At 51.6% G+C, this 17,682-nt stretch carries 15 protein-coding genes and 1 pseudogene; 8 read left to right on the forward strand and 8 right to left on the reverse strand.

Going from position 1 to position 17,682, the window contains the following annotated elements:
• Positions 1–8: 8 nt before the first annotated feature.
• Positions 9–1,211: a CMD domain-containing protein gene (locus tag ACM5QY_RS18940; RefSeq protein ID WP_416122217.1), complete on the forward strand. Its 1,203-nt coding sequence runs from the start codon at positions 9–11 to the stop codon at positions 1,209–1,211.
• A gap of 581 nt (positions 1,212–1,792) precedes the next feature.
• Entirely contained in the window at positions 1,793–3,304 is a 1,512-nt protein-coding gene (dtpA, locus tag ACM5QY_RS18945; protein ID WP_416122218.1) for a dipeptide/tripeptide permease DtpA, read from the forward strand.
• An 82-nt stretch (positions 3,305–3,386) separates the two neighbouring features.
• Here the strand turns inward: dtpA and ACM5QY_RS18950 are convergent, their stop codons facing one another.
• Both ACM5QY_RS18950 and ACM5QY_RS18955 read right to left on the reverse strand, forming a co-directional pair.
• A complete protein-coding gene (locus ACM5QY_RS18950) occupies positions 3,387–5,174 on the reverse strand; it encodes a diguanylate cyclase domain-containing protein (RefSeq protein WP_416122219.1) in 1,788 nt (595 codons plus the stop codon).
• A 271-nt stretch (positions 5,175–5,445) separates the two neighbouring features.
• On the reverse strand, positions 5,446–6,477 hold the full coding sequence (locus ACM5QY_RS18955; protein ID WP_416122220.1) for a helix-turn-helix domain-containing protein: 1,032 nt from the start codon (positions 6,475–6,477) through the stop codon (positions 5,446–5,448).
• Between the two features lie 304 nt (positions 6,478–6,781).
• Here ACM5QY_RS18955 and ACM5QY_RS18960 point away from each other — a divergent pair, with 304 nt between their 5' ends.
• The 4 genes and pseudogenes from ACM5QY_RS18960 to gstA all read left to right on the forward strand — a co-directional run bounded on the left by ACM5QY_RS18960 (position 6,782) and on the right by gstA (position 11,032).
• Entirely contained in the window at positions 6,782–7,051 is a 270-nt protein-coding gene (locus ACM5QY_RS18960) for a hypothetical protein (RefSeq protein WP_416122221.1), read from the forward strand.
• A 513-nt stretch (positions 7,052–7,564) separates the two neighbouring features.
• The gene (locus ACM5QY_RS18965; RefSeq protein WP_416122222.1) at positions 7,565–9,238 is read left to right on the forward strand and encodes a sensor domain-containing protein; all 1,674 of its coding nucleotides are present in this window, start codon (positions 7,565–7,567) and stop codon (positions 9,236–9,238) included.
• Positions 9,239–9,362: 124 nt separating this feature from the next.
• Positions 9,363–10,228 (forward strand): annotated as a pseudogene (gene dapA, locus ACM5QY_RS18970) (4-hydroxy-tetrahydrodipicolinate synthase).
• 198 nt (positions 10,229–10,426) lie between these two features.
• Positions 10,427–11,032 carry a glutathione transferase GstA gene (gene gstA / locus ACM5QY_RS18975; protein WP_416122223.1) on the forward strand — a complete coding sequence of 202 codons (606 nt, stop codon included), beginning with the start codon at positions 10,427–10,429 and terminating at the stop codon, positions 11,030–11,032.
• 102 nt (positions 11,033–11,134) lie between these two features.
• Here gstA and pdxY read toward each other — a convergent pair whose 3' ends face one another.
• The 5 genes from pdxY to anmK form a co-directional block, all read right to left on the reverse strand.
• Positions 11,135–11,995 (reverse strand): pyridoxal kinase PdxY, encoded by an 861-nt coding sequence (gene pdxY / locus ACM5QY_RS18980; RefSeq protein WP_416122224.1) that lies wholly within the window; start codon positions 11,993–11,995, stop codon positions 11,135–11,137.
• 102 nt (positions 11,996–12,097) lie between these two features.
• Entirely contained in the window at positions 12,098–13,372 is a 1,275-nt protein-coding gene (tyrS, locus tag ACM5QY_RS18985) for a tyrosine--tRNA ligase (RefSeq protein WP_416122225.1), read from the reverse strand.
• Between the two features lie 161 nt (positions 13,373–13,533).
• Positions 13,534–14,199: a pyridoxamine 5'-phosphate oxidase gene (gene pdxH / locus ACM5QY_RS18990; protein ID WP_152325737.1), complete on the reverse strand. Its 666-nt coding sequence runs from the start codon at positions 14,197–14,199 to the stop codon at positions 13,534–13,536.
• A gap of 140 nt (positions 14,200–14,339) precedes the next feature.
• A complete protein-coding gene (locus ACM5QY_RS18995; RefSeq protein ID WP_152325736.1) occupies positions 14,340–14,651 on the reverse strand; it encodes an MliC family protein in 312 nt (103 codons plus the stop codon).
• 84 nt (positions 14,652–14,735) lie between these two features.
• Positions 14,736–15,854 (reverse strand): anhydro-N-acetylmuramic acid kinase, encoded by a 1,119-nt coding sequence (anmK, locus tag ACM5QY_RS19000; protein ID WP_416122931.1) that lies wholly within the window; start codon positions 15,852–15,854, stop codon positions 14,736–14,738.
• A gap of 394 nt (positions 15,855–16,248) precedes the next feature.
• On the opposite strand from anmK, the gene ACM5QY_RS19005 reads away from it, so the two are divergent.
• Positions 16,249–16,719, forward strand: coding sequence for an outer membrane lipoprotein (locus tag ACM5QY_RS19005; protein WP_410150358.1), 471 nt, complete (start codon positions 16,249–16,251; stop codon positions 16,717–16,719).
• A 108-nt stretch (positions 16,720–16,827) separates the two neighbouring features.
• Here the strand turns inward: ACM5QY_RS19005 and slyA are convergent, their stop codons facing one another.
• A complete protein-coding gene (gene slyA, locus ACM5QY_RS19010; protein ID WP_416122226.1) occupies positions 16,828–17,262 on the reverse strand; it encodes a transcriptional regulator SlyA in 435 nt (144 codons plus the stop codon).
• Positions 17,263–17,456: 194 nt separating this feature from the next.
• On the opposite strand from slyA, the gene ACM5QY_RS19015 reads away from it, so the two are divergent.
• Entirely contained in the window at positions 17,457–17,681 is a 225-nt protein-coding gene (locus tag ACM5QY_RS19015; RefSeq protein ID WP_152326335.1) for a DUF1656 domain-containing protein, read from the forward strand.
• The last annotated feature ends 1 nt before the right edge of the window (position 17,682 follow it).

Raw genomic sequence — 17,682 nt, forward strand, 5'->3', positions numbered from 1 at the left:
ACCCGATCATGGAACAACAACGCAAGGCCGCGCACAGCGGCTGGTATCACGAAACACAATCCAGCCAGCAGGGTCACCTGCCACTCGATCCTCATGCCGCGTTGATTCAGGACAGATTTTTACTCGGGCTGGAAAACCAGCTCGACCCGACGCTTCGCCAGCTGATTAACGATCGTCATGGTTTGCTGCGCGCTTCCCGTGCCTGTTATGACACCTTGTTTCCGGATAGCCTGAGCATCTCGCGCACCGAAACGTTATCTTTATATGACCGTCTCAGCAGCGCATTGACCGTGGCGCAGGTGAGCGGCGTGCAATGTCTTTGTAGCCATTACGCTGCCCGACTCGCCCCGCTTTCCAGCCCTGATGCCTCCCGCGAAAGTAACATCCGCCAGACCCACATCACCCAGTTCGCCCGCCTGCTCGCCACTCAGCCGACATTAATTACCGCGCCGATGCTCAATCAGCTTTACGACGTGGGGCTGAGTACCCGGGATATTGTGACTTTCACGCAGCTCATTGGGTTTGTCAGTTATCAGGCGCGCGTGCTGGCTGTGCTCAATGGTTTGCGGGGACGCGCGGCAGCCGTATTGCCCGGATTCCCGTCGCCGGAAGGCTGCGAGCAAAAAGGTTTCTCGCTGGCCATGTTGCACTGGACGTCGCGCCTGCCGGAAGTGGTGCCGGAAACAGCCAGCCGTCATCAGCAGGATGTGCTGGATTTGATCGCGCCCGATGCCCGTTCTTCTTCTTTCTATACGTTGCTGGTACATGACGCGGATGCGCTGAGCGAATTTTCGGCTGTGTTTAATAATATTATGCAAGCCGGGGAGCGCCCGAAAGCCGGGTGGCGTGAGCTGTCGGCGGTGACGACGTCGCAGTTAAACGGATGTCTGTATTGCGCGGGGATCCACGGACGTCTTTATCTGGAAGCAGGGGGAGATGAAACGCTGATCGATGAATTGTTTAAAGAAAACCATCGTGATGACGCTGTCGATTATGTCTCACAAAAGCGGGCCGACGCGAAAGAAGCGGCGTTGCTGGAAGCTGTGATTACCTTAACCCGTACACCGGAACGTTTTGACGCTCGCCGCCTGCACGGTTTATCTGACGCAGGTTACAGTGCCACGCAATCTCTGGATATCCTGCTGACCGCCGCGCTGTTCAGCTGGTCAAACCGTCTGATTCAGACGCTGGGCGATACACTCAACAAGTAAGTCCCGTCACGTTTTTCATTCATGCTTTCCCCCTTCTTTTCGGCAGGATATTCGCCTGCCGAATCCATCAAATGTAAATGCCTCCGCCGCCTAACCGCCATAAGTCGTACTAATCTTATTTTCAATCGGAAATTTAGTGTTAAAACGAGAGGCAGATCACATCAGGTTATTTCCCGCTCTGGTCACATCTTTTCCCGCCACACCATGATTCATAAAACCCCACAAAAACCACAACAAACCAGAGATATTCACTGCGTATTCACGCTTTATCAGCAAAAGAATCCGTATAAAACTTTTCATGAAAAATAAAAACAAATCATTCCTGCGGATTATTATTCATACAACATATTCACATTGTCTATTTAGAAAACATAAACGTTAATTCTGCATAACATTTCGAACATAGTTTAATCAGGACGGATAGGTTAAATGTAACGATATATTTCAAACTCCTTGCCTCATTTACGAAGATAGTGAACATTACCTGCCGTCATCCCATCTTATAACAATGCAAAGGGTGCTTATTTCGCGCCACTTATGCGTTTCCGCCATACGGCCGGAAGGAATAAACAGAGGTACGAGTGTCAACTGCAAACAAAACACCTAACAACGAAAGCGTGAGTCTGAACGCCTTCAAACAGCCAAAAGCGTTTTACCTGATTTTCTCCATCGAATTGTGGGAACGTTTTGGTTATTACGGCCTGCAAGGGATCATGGCAGTTTACCTGGTCAAGCAACTTGGCCTGAGTGAAGCCGAATCGATCACCCTGTTCTCATCCTTTAGTGCGCTGGTCTACGGCTTCGTGGCTATCGGTGGCTGGCTGGGCGATAAAGTGCTGGGTTCCAAACGCGTCATCGTGCTGGGCGCGATTGTGCTGGCATTAGGTTATTCCTTCGTTGCGTATTCCAACCACGAAGTCTTCTGGGTTTATCTGGGTATGGCGACCATCGCCGTCGGCAGTGGCCTGTTTAAAGCAAATCCATCCTCATTGCTTTCTACCTGCTACGAAAAAGATGACCCGCGTCTTGATGGCGCATTCACTATGTATTACATGTCGGTGAACATCGGTTCATTCTTCTCTATGCTCGCCACGCCATGGCTGGCAGCGAAGTATGGCTGGAGCGTCGCATTCTCCCTGAGTGTCGTCGGTATGCTGATCACCATCGTGAACTTCCTGTTCTGCCGCAAATGGGTAAAACGCCAGGGTTCAAAACCAGACTTCGCGCCGTTGCAGTTCCAAAAGCTGTTGATGGTACTGGTCGGCGTTGTGGCACTGGTGTTCATTTCCAGCTGGTTGCTGCATAACCAAACCATCGCACGACTGGTTCTGGGCGTGGTTTCTGTCGGTATTATCATTGTGTTTGCAAAAGAAACCTTCGCCATGCAAGGCATCGCACGCCGGAAGATGATTGTTGCGTTCCTGCTGATGATGGAGGCGGTGGTGTTCTTCGTGCTGTACAGTCAGATGCCAACGTCTCTGAACTTCTTCGCTATTCACAACGTGGGGCATGATCTGCTGGGTATCAGCTTCCAGCCTGAGCAGTTCCAGGCGCTGAACCCGTTCTGGATCATGGTTGCCAGCCCGGTTCTGGCGGCGGTTTACACCAAAGTGGGCGACCGCATGCCAATGCCGCATAAATTTGCGATCGGTATGGTGCTGTGTTCAGGTGCGTTCCTGGTACTGCCGTGGGGTGCAAGCCTCGCTAACGAACACGGGATCGTGTCTGTTAACTGGCTGGTGCTGAGCTATGCGTTGCAGAGTATCGGTGAGCTGATGATTTCTGGTCTGGGCCTGGCGATGGTGGCACAACTGGTTCCACAACGCCTGATGGGCTTCATCATGGGCGCATGGTTCCTGACCACCGCTGCGGCTGCGATTATCGCGGGCTATGTTGCGAACCTGACCGCGGTTCCTGCTGATATCGATGATGCACACGCTTCACTGGCAATCTATAGCCACGTGTTCCTGCAAATTGGTATCGCGACCGCTGTGATTGCAGTCCTGATGCTGGTTACCGCATCTAAACTGCACCGCATGACGCTTGACCGCGAAACTGACGAAAAACAACCTGAACTGGCTTCTGCTCAGTAATCACAAAATGTTTTTCAGTGCCGATGAACGCTTCCTCCGGGAAGCGTTTTTTTGTGCTCAATGCCCGGACCTGCATCACTCTTCACCCCAGATAATAGCGCCCCTTCCCGCTCTGCTTCGCCCGGTACATGGCTGCATCGGCACGGGCCATCAGCGTATCCGGCAATAACGGCTGACGCGCACGCCCCACGGCCACTCCGATACTCGCCGACAATGCCACCGGCACACCGGCCACGCGTTCAACCGAGTGCAGCGCGCTCATCAGGCTGATACAAATCCGGCTGACATCATTTTCGGTATTCACCAGATGTCCGAGCAACACCGTAAATTCATCGCCCGCCAGTCGCGCCACAATGTCCTGTGACCGCAGATTATCCCGTAAGGTATGACCAAAAAACTTGAGGATCAAATCGCCAAACTCGTGCCCGTAGGTGTCGTTGTAAGCTTTAAAATTATCAATATCTAAAAAGAGTAATGCGATGTCTTTATCTGCTTTTTCTTGTTGTTTTGCGGCATAAATCAGTGACTGCTGAAACGCACGCCGGTTTGGTAATCCGGTCAGTGAATCGTGGTTGGCCTCGAACTCAAGCTGCGCCTGAAGTTCTTTAATTTCGCTGATATCGGTTGAAAGGCCGTAGTAACCGTTGCGGAGGTCGTCGCACGGGATCAGCGTAGTGTGCAGAACGCCGCCTTTTCCGTGACGGGAATCTTCGGGCAATTCTATTTCGTAGCTGACCGTCATACCCTGCAAAACCTGCCGGATATAGGGCTGAATTTTTTCGTAACTCTCATACCCGACCACATCCCTGACCTGCTGACCGTTCACTTTGTTTTCTTCCACGCCGTACCAGTTCGCGTGGAAATGGTTCACGAACGTATATTGCTCATTGGCATCCACATGGCAAATCAGGGCAGGAATGTTGTCGGTGATGGCCCTGAGGCGATTTTTGCTTTCGGTCAGTTCACGTTCGCGCGTCAGGCGCTGCGCTATCTCCTGATGGAGCTGATCCATCGCCATCTGAAGTTCATGCGTGCGGGCAGCCACACGACGCTCCAGATCTTCCTGCAAGGAATACAGCGCCTGTTCGATATGTTTACGTTCCGTGATGTCGCTGATGACCACAATATAGTGGTGGGCGTCACCGGTGGCATTACGCACCAGAGACGCCGTGAGCGTGACCCAAAGCGTGCCGCCGTCGGCGCGTTGCAACAATTTTTCAACACTGAAACTGTTGATTTCACCGGATAGGAGACGCGGAACCAGAATATTTTCAGCGTAAAGATCGTCCGGGTGCGTCACGTCATGCAGCAGGCAAGTGCGCAACTGATGTTCGCCGTAACCCAACATATTGCAAACCTGAGGGTTGATACGTAACCAGCGCCAGTCGAGCGCCACCAGAGAAAAACCGACCGCCGCGTGGGCAAACGTCTGCTCGAATAATGCTTCGCTTTTTGCGAGGTTGTCTTCCACGCGCGCGGTGTACTGGCGATTTTCGAGATGAAAAATATAGCTTTGCACCAGCGCGGTCATGTCCAGTAAGGTCTGCTGATCTTCATCGCTCCACGCCCGCGTGCGGTCATCAATCAGGCACAACGCCCCCAGCGCGACACCCTCTTTTGAGTACAGCGCGCAGCCTGCGTAGAAAACGATGTGAGGATCGCCGGAAACCAGCGGATTATCGTGAAATCGCAAATCCAGCCGGGCATCTCTGATGATAAGCGGGCTTGACTGGAGGATCGTGTGACCGCAGAACGAGGTATCGCGGGGAGACTGGTTGATATCAACGCCGGTATGGGACAAAAACCATTGCCGTTCCGAATCTATCAGTGAAACAACGACCGCCTTTGCCTGAAACTGGCGGGCTGCCATCCGGGTAATGCGGTCGATTTCCTCAATTCTGGGGAATCTACTATGCCCAGAGAAGCCAGTATGGCAAGACGAGCTTGTTCATCAACTGCCTGTTGAGGGACTAACATAATGCACTCTCAATGATTACTGGTGAAGATTCCACCAAGTCTACTGCGTTTAACCGGAAAAACGGCGCTGATTCCGCCCGCCAGAGGCAAAAATCAGAATAGTGACAGATCACGAAATGCTTATGAATTTAACAAAAAACGTACAAACTTCGGCAAATCAACCATTAAAGCGAACTGACCCAGTTCACATGTGTGGCATCAGCCTGATCGGATTGTTCTGCGTCACGGCGGTATTTCTCCCGCATTTCCGAGGGGGTGGTACCATAAAACTCATGGAAATGCCGGCGTAGCGCGCTCAGTTCAAGGCCGCAATGACGCGCGATGACCGCCAGACTTTGGTCTGACATCGAAGATGTCCGTAATAGCCGTTTTGCCAGCAACAGCCGACGGCTGCGGATAAATTGCGCAATCCCGCCCAACGGTTCGAATAACCGGTACAGTCCGGAACGCGATATCGCGAAGTTTTTGCACAAAATGTCGATGCTGACAGGCTTGCTAAGATGTTTCTCAATGTACAAACAAATCCTTTCCAGCCGCGCACTTTGCTCAAACGGATGCTCAACTTTTTTACCCGCCACCAGATGCAGTGTTTGTAAAAACACCGAAGCAGCGCCCTCGCCTGTGCTGAGGACTTCCTGCTCGGTCATCTGGTCAAAGACCTGTACCATTGTGGCAAAGTGGGTGCGCAAAATGATGTTCACCGGCGAAGTTGCCGGGATACGTTTGCCGTGCAGCGAGGCAATATCAACATTAAAATTCAGGCTGTGCTTGGGCATAATGATGTACTGGTAGGAGCCCAGACGCGGTTTGCTTTCACCGGGATAGACGTGGATTTTGATCGGCTGCGACATATCCTGTATCAGGATATCCCCCTGACTGAGCACGAAATCTTCCCCAAAACACTGGCATGACATTCCGCCGACGACCATGATAAAAATCACAATATGATCAGGCATCGAAAACAGGTTGCCATATTGACGGCTGATATCGTGTTCGCTGACCGTCAGCACGCCGCCGATAACGCGGCCAAAGTTATAGCCGGTGACGCCCCAGTCAAATTCTTCGCGGTGACGGTCAGGCAATTCCAGTTTAAATCCGGCGCTCGACATCCCGTCTTCCCATTCGTAAAAACGGGTTTCGAAGTCCTGGTAAATGTTGGCACCGTCAACGATCTTTCTTGAAGATGAATCGCTCATTATCTCACCGGAAATTAAGATTATTCTTAAACGATAATCTACGTCATACTGAGAAATCAATCCTCAGCAGCAATTGGTAATACTTTTTCACCTAAAATGACTATTTTCCACGTCCGGCCAGCCCGTTTAAAAGGCTGTGAAATCAGTCAATAAGCAGGGTTATTCATCGGATTGATTGCGCGTTTAGTCCGCGATAATAAATTTATAATCGGTTACTATCCCCTTTACGTTTTTCACTTTTGTGATTTGCTATCCTTTTAAAGACTGCAACCCCACTTTTCACACAACCCACCAGGAAATAGCGATGGATAAAGGAAAAGTCCTGAATGAAGGGCGTCAGCTCAAGCGCCTGAATGCGGAAACCCGCAGACAGTTGCATATGTATAAATGGTTTGCCATCGTGGCGGCTCTCGACTGCGTGCTGGTCATTTTCTATGATCAGGATATGCGTAATATCGTTTTCTCCGCGTGCGTTTGCGTGGTCTGTACCTATTTGTGGCTGAAAGGCAGAAAACAATCACGCGGCTATCGCCGCGAGTGGGATGAAAAGTTCGGTACAAAAAAACACCTCTGAGCCCTGTTCCCCGGCTTTCTCTGTCCTTCCCTCAATCATTTCATAAAGAAATTCCTATTTTTCACGAAAGTATTTCTGTTCGAACGTGATAATCGGCCAAAATAACATCTGGCATACCCGAAAATAACAACGCCTGTAATTTATGCCTTCTGGTGTTTATCAAAACCTTTCCCGGTTGATTATGCTGACGCCGTTGTTACCCGCCGCCTGGGCACGTTGTTCAGCAAACTTAATCAGGACACAATTTCTCACTTATTAATCCAGGCAGATCATGCTTTGTATCGGGCTAAATTTGCGGGTAAGACCCTAATTGCGCTGAATTGATCGTTATTCACCCGAACATTATAGCGAATACATTACTTAGGGCGTGATAACCAATTGAATTTTAAAATTTAATAACAAGGGTAATAATCTCATCCAAATGTGAGTAATAATTGCAAAAACAACCTGATGGGTTTACTGGCTAAAAAATGGCGTCAGGACACACTCATTCCCTGCTCGGGGTATTAACTCATGCTTACTGATATTGCGATATGCCAGGCAGTTCTTGATGCTCTTCCCGAAGCGACGGTACTCAAAGACGATCAACGCAAACTGGTATTTTTGAATCAAAAAGCCAGTGAGTTTTATGGCCGTACATGGGATGAGCTGATAGGTCAGGATGTCTCGTTTTTTACCGATCCTGAGCAGGCAGCCCGTCAGCGTGACCGTGATGATGAAGTGCTGGCGACCGGCGATAAAACGGTGAATGAAGAAACGCTGGTCGATCCTTCCGGTAAGCGTCGCAATGTTCTGGTACGTAAGTCACGCGTTACGCTGGAGACGCGCTATTTTATTCTGACATCCATCATGGATATCTCGCTGTTGCGCAGTTCAGAAGCCCAAATCCGTTACCTTGCGCGGCATGATGTCTTAACCGGCCTGCCAAACCGGACCGCATTGAGTGAAGAACTCAGTCAGATTGCTGCGCAGCGCATGTACCGCCCAGAGCCTTATTCCCTTTTCCTGCTGAATCTTAACGACTTTAACTACATCAACGATACCTACGGCTATCAGGCCGGTGACGCCATTTTATGTGAGTTTGGTCAGCGTTTGCGTAACGAAGTGGGCAATAACGGTACCGTATCGCGTATTGGCGGCGACGAATTCTCCATCATTTTGCGTGACAGCCCGACCAGCGAAATGGCCAATAATCTGGCCCTCGAAATTCTGGTGATGATGCGCCAGCCTTTTACACTGACCCGCGCCAATCCGATGATCACAATCTCTTTCGGGATTGTGATGTTCGGTGCTGAAAATATTACCGCCGGTGAAATTATGCGACGGGGTAACACCGCCTTGCTGGAAGCCAAGCAGCGCGGCAAAAATATGTTCTCTTTCTATTCAGAATTGCTCGATGCCAGCAGCGTCAGTAAACGCATAATGGTGAAAGCGCTCGCCGAATCACTGGCAAAAGACGGGGATTTATCCTGCGTTTATCAGCCTATTTTGCGCAGCAGTGATGAAAAAGTGGTGTGCGTCGAAGCCCTCGCCCGCTGGAACCACGGCGTGCTCGGGCAGGTTTCTCCGGTTCAGTTTATTGCACTTGCCGAAGAAACCGGGCTGGTTATCCAGCTGGGTGAAATTGTCCTGCGTCAGGCATGCCGTGATATCAAAAACTTTGAACAGCTTAATCTGGCGATCAACGTCTCCGCCGTGCAACTTGGCGAACCGGATTTCGGCCCGCGTTTTCTGACCGTGCTGGAACAAGAAAATTTCCCGCCTTCCCGGCTTGAGCTGGAACTGACCGAAACCTCGGTCATGAACGCCAATCCGACCAGCCTCAGTCAACTGGCAAAACTGCGTAAATTGGGTGTCAAAATCTCTCTGGATGATTTCGGTACCGGCTATTCCAGCCTGAGTTTGCTAAAAGATATCTCGGTAGACAGCGTGAAAATCGACCGTTCGTTTGTGCAGTACGTCACAGAAGTGAATGATACTGCCGCCATCGTCACGGCGGTTTCCCAGCTCGGCAATAAAATGCATCTCAACGTGATTGCGGAAGGCGTAGAAAATCAGCTGCAAAAATCTTTCCTGGTTTCAGCGGGTTGCTCGCATTTGCAGGGATATCTCTTTTCCCGCCCTGTCACCGTCGAAGTGTTAAAAAGTTTGTTGAGTAATGAAATGGATATGTTAGCCAGTACATAAAACCCGCCACCATAAGCACGATAGATAACTCAAAACACCTTATTAATTCATTCAATTGGCGCTCGTCCCTGTTTTACTGACATGATCCGAGGCTGATAAATCACGCCGTTTAAGGAATCACAACATGTCATCGTTTTCAGGTATCTGGGTCCCGCTGGTCACGCCTTTCCATCAGGGTGAGATCGACTTTGCTGCACTCAAGTCACTATGCGCCCGGTTCCTCAAACGGGGTGTGGACGGCGTCGTCGTCTGTGGGACTACCGGCGAAGCGCCAATGCTCACCAAAGAAGAACAACTTCAGGTGCTGGACGCCGTGCTGGAAGTCGTTCCCGGACAGCAAGTGATCATGGGGCTTTCCGGCACCCACATGCCGGTGATCCGCGCCATGCAGGATGCCATTTTAGAGCGCCCTGTCGCCGGCCTGCTCATCCCCGCGCCTTACTATATCCGTCCTTCTCAGGACGCACTGTTGACCTGGTTTACCGAAATTGCTGATCATTCAACGGTACCGGTGGTGGTGTACAACATCCCTTACCGCACCGGCGTACATATGGAACTGGAAACCCTGCGCCAGCTGGCCAAACACCCGCAGATTACCGCAGTAAAAGATTGCGGTGGCAGCATTGATCTGACGCTTTCGCTGATCGCAGACGGCGAACTGGATGTGCTGTGTGGCGAAGATGTGCAGATCTTCTCGACTTTAAGTCTGGGTGGCGCTGGCGCGATTGCTGCATCCTCACATATCCTCACGGAGGAGTTCGTTACGCTGATTAACCAGTTCAAAGAACAGGATATTGTGGCCGCCCGCAAAACATTTTTCGGCCTTCTGCCGATGATCCGTCTGATGTTCTCCGCCCCAACCCGGCAGCAATTAAATGCGCCTTATCGCTCGACGGGCTGATGGACAACGAACTGCGTTCTCCGATGCTGCCTGCGCCGGAAAATGTCGAACTCGCCATTCGCGACTTCCTGAATCAGCGTTCCCGCTGATTTCACCGGATGACGGGCAAAACGTCCGTCATCCCCTTCGTTATAAAGTGAGTAATTGAACGCCCCGTCACAATTAAATCACTGACTTTTGCTCCCGCCGGTTCTAGGATAGAAGCAGACCTTATATAGCCATGCAACTGTTCCCCGAACACACATGTTTCGCGTGCACAGACTGGTTGCTCATCCAATGGAGTGTTTATGAAACTGTATTACAAATCCGGTGCCTGTTCCCTCTCTCCACATATCGTTCTGCGTGAAGCGGGTCTGGACTTCAGTATCGAGAAAGTCGATCTGGCGACCAAGAAAACTGAAACCGGTGATGACTTCCTGGCCGTCAATCCTAAAGGGCAAATCCCGACGCTGCTGCTCAACGATGGCAGTATTCTGACCGAAGGAGTGGCTATCGTTCAGTATCTGGCTGATCAGAAACCTGACCGCCAGCTGATGCCTGAACAAGGCACGCTGGCCCGCTATCATGCGCTGGAATGGCTGAACTATATTGCGACGGAGCTACACAAAGGTTTCTCCCCGCTGTTCAACCCGAAAACGCCTGAGGAATTCAAAGTGCTGACCCGCGAGGCGATGAGCAAGAAATTTGCGTATGTAAATGAATCGCTGAAAGGCCACACCTTCCTGCTGGGCGCACGTTTCAGTGTGGCGGATGCGTATCTGTTCACCGTGATGGGCTGGGCGAAAGCGTTGAAGTTTGATTTCACTGCGCTGACCGAGCTGAGCACTTATCTGGATCGCGTTGCAGCGCGTCCGGCGGTTGACGCGGCCATGAAGGCTGAAGGGCTGAAATAAGCTTTTCATTGATTAAAAAAATGCCCCGGCTGAATGTTCAGTCCGGGGCATTTTTATTGAAGCGTTACGCGATGTTTTGCGCAACGCAGATTTTTGCAAGGATTACAGTTTGACCGCCGGGAAATGATGTTCCGGTTTAACCATTTTGTCCTGCGCAGCCACAATTTGCAGCTCGTACTCGCCCATCGCATGGGTGGTCAGCATTACTTCGTAAACGGCGGCGGTCACATGTTCCAGCGCTTTATCCAGCACTTCACCTTTCAGCAGATTCACCAGCAGCAAACCGCTGGTCAGGTCGCCGACGCCCACCGGCTGACGAACACCGAAATCGACCAGCGGGCGGTCGATGTGCCAGGCTTCATCCGCCGTCACCAGCAGCATTTCAAAACGATCGCTGTGATATCCCGCGCGGCTTAAATGTTTCACCAGCACAATCTTCGGGCCTTTGGCGATCAGCTCACGGGCTGTGGCGACCGCTTCTTCAACGCTGGCCACCGCATGGCCGCTCAGCAGTTCGAGCTCCAGCAGGTTTGGCGCAACGATATCGCAGTTCACCAGCGCCTGATTGCAGTGGAACTCCGCCACGCCCGGCGCCACGATGCAGCCTTTCTCAGGGTGCCCCATGACCGGATCGCAAAAATACCAGGCATTCGGATTCGCCGCTTTCACCTTCCGGACAATCTCCAGAATGCTCTGCCCCTGCTCCGGTGAGCCGATATAACCGCTCAGCACCGCGTCGCAATCTTTCAGGCGATCGATTTCAGCAATACCCTGCGCAATTTCGGTCAGATGGCTGGCGGGCATCACGCAGCCGGTCCAGTGTCCGTACTGGGTGTGGTTGGAAAACTGAACAGTATTCAGCGGCCAAACGTTTGCGCCCATGCGACGCATAGGGAACTCTGCCGCGCTGTTGCCGGCGTGCCCAAAAACAGTATGTGACTGGATAGAAAGAATGCTTTTCATGAGGAATTTCCGATAGCAGCGTCATCGGTGGATGGCGGAATAGCTGAGATCACAGGTCAAAACGGGGAGCATTTCCGCTCCCCGTCATACCGGTCTTAAAACTTATGCCCAGAGCAACAGGGTATAGTTCTTTTTACCGCGACGCAGCAGGGTGTAACGTCCGAACAGGCGGTCACCGTCAGTGAAACTGTACTCGGTGTCAGTCTGCTTTTCACCGTTAACGGACACGGCGTTTGACGAAATCATGGTACGCGCCTGACCTTTAGACGGGGCCATACCGGCGATCACCAGCGCCTGTTGCAGGTCGGTATCACGCGGCACTTCAAACAGCTCCAGACCGTCCTGCGCCAGCTGGCCGAAATCGACTTCGGTCATTTCGCTCAGGGAACCGGAGAACAGGCTCTGCGTGATGCGTTTTGCGGCAGCCAGACCGTCTGCGCCATGCACCATGCTGGTCACTTCTTCGGCCAGAACGTATTGCGCGCGCGGTGCTTTACCGCTGTTTTTATCTTCTTCTTCCAGCGCATTGATATCTTCAATGCTCATAAAGGTGAAGAATTTAAGGAAGCGGTAAACGTCGGCATCCGCTGTGTTGATCCAGAACTGGTAGAATTTGTACGGGCTGGTTTTCTTCGGATCCAGCCAGACAGCGCCGCCTTCGGTTTTACCGAATTTCGTGCCGTCAGCTTTAGTGATCAACGGAACAGTCAGGCCAAAGACCTGTTTCTGGTGGATACGGCGGGTTAAATCGATACCGGACGTAATGTTGCCCCACTGGTCAGAACCGCCAATCTGCAAGACCACCTGATGGCGGTTATACAGCTCGGAGAAATCGTAACCCTGCAGCAGGTTGTAAGAGAATTCGGTGAAGGAGATACCGCTGTCATCACGGTTCAGACGCTGTTTTACCGCTTCTTTGTTGATCATCTGATTAACGGAGAAGTGTTTACCGATATCACGCAGGAAAGTCAGCACGTTCATGCCGCCAAACCAGTCGTAGTTGTTCGCGGTAATGGCGCTGTTTTCGCCACAGTTGAAATCCAGGAACGGAGAAACCTGCTGGCGGATTTTCTCAACCCACTCGTTGACCGTTTCGTTGGTATTCAGTTTACGTTCAGTGGCTTTAAAGCTCGGATCACCGATCAGGCCGGTCGCACCGCCGACCAGCGCAACAGGTTTGTGGCCGTTCAGCTGGAAGCGTTTCAGGCACAGCAATGGCACCAGATGACCCAAATGCAAGCTGTCTGCGGTAGGATCGAAACCGCAATAGAGTGCAATTGGCCCTTGCGCCAGTTGCTCAGCTAACGCGTCTTCATCCGTTACCTGGGCAACGAGGCCCCGCTCTTGCAATTGTTTAATCAGGTTGCTGCTCGCCATCAAAGACTCCGTTTGTATGTACTGGAAATTATGTACTGAATGTGTGCAGATTCATGTCTGACATCATGCCGCGCATGTGCCTTTCTCTCACCTTTACGGGGAACGACATAGAATAAAGCGCTCGTCGTCCGAGCGCTAGGGAATCGCGTTTTTTTTCGTGGTTAGGGTGCGAGGCGGTCTATTTTCCAGCCAGTTTCTGTTTCTGCTTCATCACGCTGATAGATAAACCGGTCGTGCAGACGATGTTCACCGCCCTGCCAGAATTCCATCGAATCCACTTTCACGCGGAAACCGCCCCAGAAGCTGGGAAGCGGCACTTCGCCGTTGCTGAATTTTTGTTTGAGTTCGAGGAATTTACTTTCCAGCACGCCGCGCGCCGAAATACGGCTCGACTGCTGCGAAACCCACGCACCGATCTGGCTGTCTTTCGGGCGGCTGGTGAAGTACTTCATCACTTCCAGCGTCGAGAGGCGCTCTGCCTGGCCGAGGACGATGACCTGCCGGTCGAGCATATGCCACGGGAACAGCAGGCTGATGCGTGAATTGTTCGCCAGCTGCTGCGCTTTACGGCTGCCCAGATTGGTGTAGAACACCAGTCCTTTTTCATCATAGTGCTTTAACAGAACGATACGCTGGAACGGTTGCCCGCGTTCATCAACGGTCGCCACAACCATTGCCGTCGGATCCGCAAGGCGCGCATCGCAGGCCTGTTTCAGCCAGTGCTCAAACAAAGGAAGCGGTTCGGGAGTTAAATCAGCGCGACGCAGCCCGCCACGCGTGTATTCACGGCGCGAGTCTGCAATATCAAATTCTTTGTTATCAGCCATATGGATTCAAATGCGTCTGTGAGGAAGGTAAAACGCATTGTGCACCCGACGCGTCAGGATCTCAACGTTCCTGACGCAGGGTTTTGGAAAGCGGAAAGGCTCACTTCACCCCTGTATAATCCGGGTATATGACGGGGTGATTATTTCTGGACGCAATCGTCGATAATGACGTTATCCCCGCGCTGGACAAAGGCCTGATTGCCTTTTGACCAGAAGGTGTAACGGCCGTCGCTGTAACGGGTTCCGGAGGCAGCTTCGACCTGTTTCAGTTTCAGCTGTTCGCCATCAAGCACCATGCTCACCTGCTGTGCCGGTTTATCCAGCGTGACGGTCAGCGGCAGGGTGCCGCACTGATAATGTAACTCTTCCGTCGGGCTTTCAGCCTGATGACTAAACTGGCTGCATCCTGCCAGCGTTAATCCGGCTAACGACGCGATAATCGCCTTTTTCATGTGGTGCTCCCTGTAGGTTCTGGTTTACCTCCGTTATGTACCACGCCAGAGGGCGCAGCACATTGAGATAAAACCGAGAACGCATCAGGGACGGCTTGAAACCACCGGATATATCGCGCCGAGGACGGTTTCGCGGCTGGCTCCGGTCACGGACGGCAGATTCCCCGGCTGGCCGGATAACGTTCTGAATGCCAGCCACGCAAACGCCAGCGCTTCCATATCATCACCACTGATACCACAGGCATCCGTGGTACAGACTTCGGTGCCCGGCAACATCGCCGAAAGCCGCGCCATCAGCAACGGATTACGCGCTCCGCCGCCGCACACCATCAGGCGATCGCAACCGCCCGCCAGTTGTACCTGCTCGGCGATGCTTACCGCCGTCAGTTCGGCCAGCGTGGTCTGAACATCCACTGCTGCAATGTCAGGTGAACGCGTAAGCTGTTTTTCGAGCCACGCCATATTGAAATACTCGCGCCCGGTGCTTTTCGGCGCTGGCTCCGCAAAATACGGATCCGCGAGCATTTGCTGGAGCAGGCGCAAATTCACCCGTCCCTGACCTGCCCACTCCGCACCTTTATCATACGGCTCGCCGGTATGACGCCAGATCCACGCATCCATCAGCATATTGCCAGGCCCGGTGTCATACCCGCGCACCGGTTGCCCCGGCAGCAGCATCGAGAGATTCGCAATGCCGCCAATATTGAGGATCATTCTGCGTTCTGCCGCGTCAGACAATAATGCCTGATGGAACGCCGGAACCAGCGGCGCGCCCTGCCCGCCCCACGCCATATCGCGGCGACGGAAATCCCCCACGGTGGTAATGCCGGTCATCGCCGCGATGCGGTTGTTGTCCCCAAGCTGCATCGAAAAGGGGGTGTTACCTTTAGGCTGATGCCAGACGGTCTGACCGTGGCAGCCGATGGCCGTGACGTCGTCCGCCGAGATATTAGCGCTTTTGAGCAGGCCCAAAACGGCTTCACCGAATAAAATCCCAAGTTGTGTGTCGAGTTCGCCAACCTGTTCAAGCGTGACCTGCTGCCCCTGGCACATACCCAAAATGGCGTTTTTTAACACCAGGGGAATAGGATGAGAATAGCTCGCCTGCTGCGCCACCATGCGTTCGTCGATAGCGGCCAGCACAACGTCAACACCATCAAGGCTTGTGCCGGACATGACCCCGATATAGCGACCTGACTTCATAGATATCATCCCAACTCCTCAGGAAAAGTGTCCGACAATGTAATAGCCACAGAGTAATCGGTATTTAGAGAGCAACGCCACGAGTTACTGATTTTTTATTACACGGTGTGATGACTCCGTGTTTTTCTTGTTACGATTTTTATTCTTTAAAAATAGGTGCGCTGCAATAACCATCAACAACAACATTAAGTGCAGGAATTTTGATTGAACAGATGGCTGTCTAAAACTTAAACCTGCGTTTATTATTAGTTGAGTCCCTCTCCTGTATACTGAAGATAGTGAAGTGAATATGTGTTAAGACACCCTCGACACTGATGTTGAAATGTGTACTGTTTTTTCTCTGTTGCTGTCGCTACTCTGAAAGATGTGCAGTAGCATAAAAAAGGAGCTCTTTATGATTAAGCGTTTACTCGTCGTCGCCCTTGCCGGTGCAACCCTCGCTGGCTGCGTCAACGATAATTCTCTGTCTGGCGATGTTTACTCCGCATCTCAGGCTAAGCAAATTCAACAAGTGACCTACGGGACTATCGTTTCCGCGCGTGCAGTTCAAATTCAGGGCGGGGATGATTCCAACATCGTCGGCGCTCTGGGCGGTGCGGTGCTCGGTGGTTTCCTGGGGAATACAGTCGGCGGCGGTACGGGTCGCAGCCTGGCAACCGCCGCAGGTGCAGTCGCCGGTGGCGTAGCGGGTCAGGGCGTGCAAAGTTCACTTAACCGTTCGAACGGTGTAGAACTGCAAATTCGTCGTGATGATGGCACCACAATTCAGGTTGTTCAGAAAGCAGGCCCGACCAAATTCAGCGTGGGCCAGCGTGTCAGTATGGCCAGCAGCGGCAGCACCATTACTGTCTCTCCGGGCGCCTGATCCTTTCAGCCTGAAAACAAAAAACCGAAGCCAATGGCTTCGGTTTTTTTATGCGTTCGGCTTTTCGGCAGAACAAATACAACGCTGTGTGACAAAAAAACGCAATTCTTATGTTTTGCTTTGCAGGGAAGCGATATTTTTTTCCAACCGGGAGAGCATTCCGCCCAGTTGTTCAATTTCTGCAGGTGACATGCCGGACAAAATTTCTTTGCGCGTGGAATCAATCACCGATTCCATTTCACTGATGATCGGTTCCGCTTCTTCAGTCAGCTTGATGCGTTTAGCACGGCGATCGCTGGCACAAGTCTGACGGGTGATCAGTTTCTTTTCTTCAAGCTGATCCAGTGTGCGAACCAGAGAAGGTTGTTCAATCCCAATGGCTTTCGCCAGCTGAATTTGAGACTGTTCAGGAGGTAACATATTGATATTATGCAGTGTTACCCAATGTGTTTGCGTGAGTTCCAATGGTTTTAGCCGATCGTCAATCAACGCACGCCAGGCACGAACTAATCGTGCTAGATCTGACCCCAGATTCGATTCCAATTATCCCCTCCTTATAATTAGCATGCTAAGATAACTCCCCAGAGTTTAGCTTAGTTCTTGGAACTTTAATCGAGAAATTACAATTCTATATATAATGATAGGTACTATTGCGTCCGGAAGCAGGCCGTCTGCTCCCAAAGGTAAACTTGTTTATAACACAATCACTGGCAGAGATTAATATTGTGAATGCGCAAATGTTTCACTCAGGCTTCCCCCTACCGGATCTGGTCCTGGGTGCCTCACTTTATTTTCCCCCGATGTTCAAAGCATTTTTACTGGGGCTGGTATTCTGGCTGCTGATACACCGGGTTCTGCGTGACTGGATTTATTCTGGTGAAGTCTGGCATCCCACCCTGATGGATTTATCACTTTTTGTGATTTCTATTTGTGCCGCATTGATGCTTATGGTGAACATCTAAA

The organism is Rahnella sp. PCH160 (assembly GCF_047784855.1).
GTDB lineage: Bacteria > Pseudomonadota > Gammaproteobacteria > Enterobacterales > Enterobacteriaceae > Rahnella.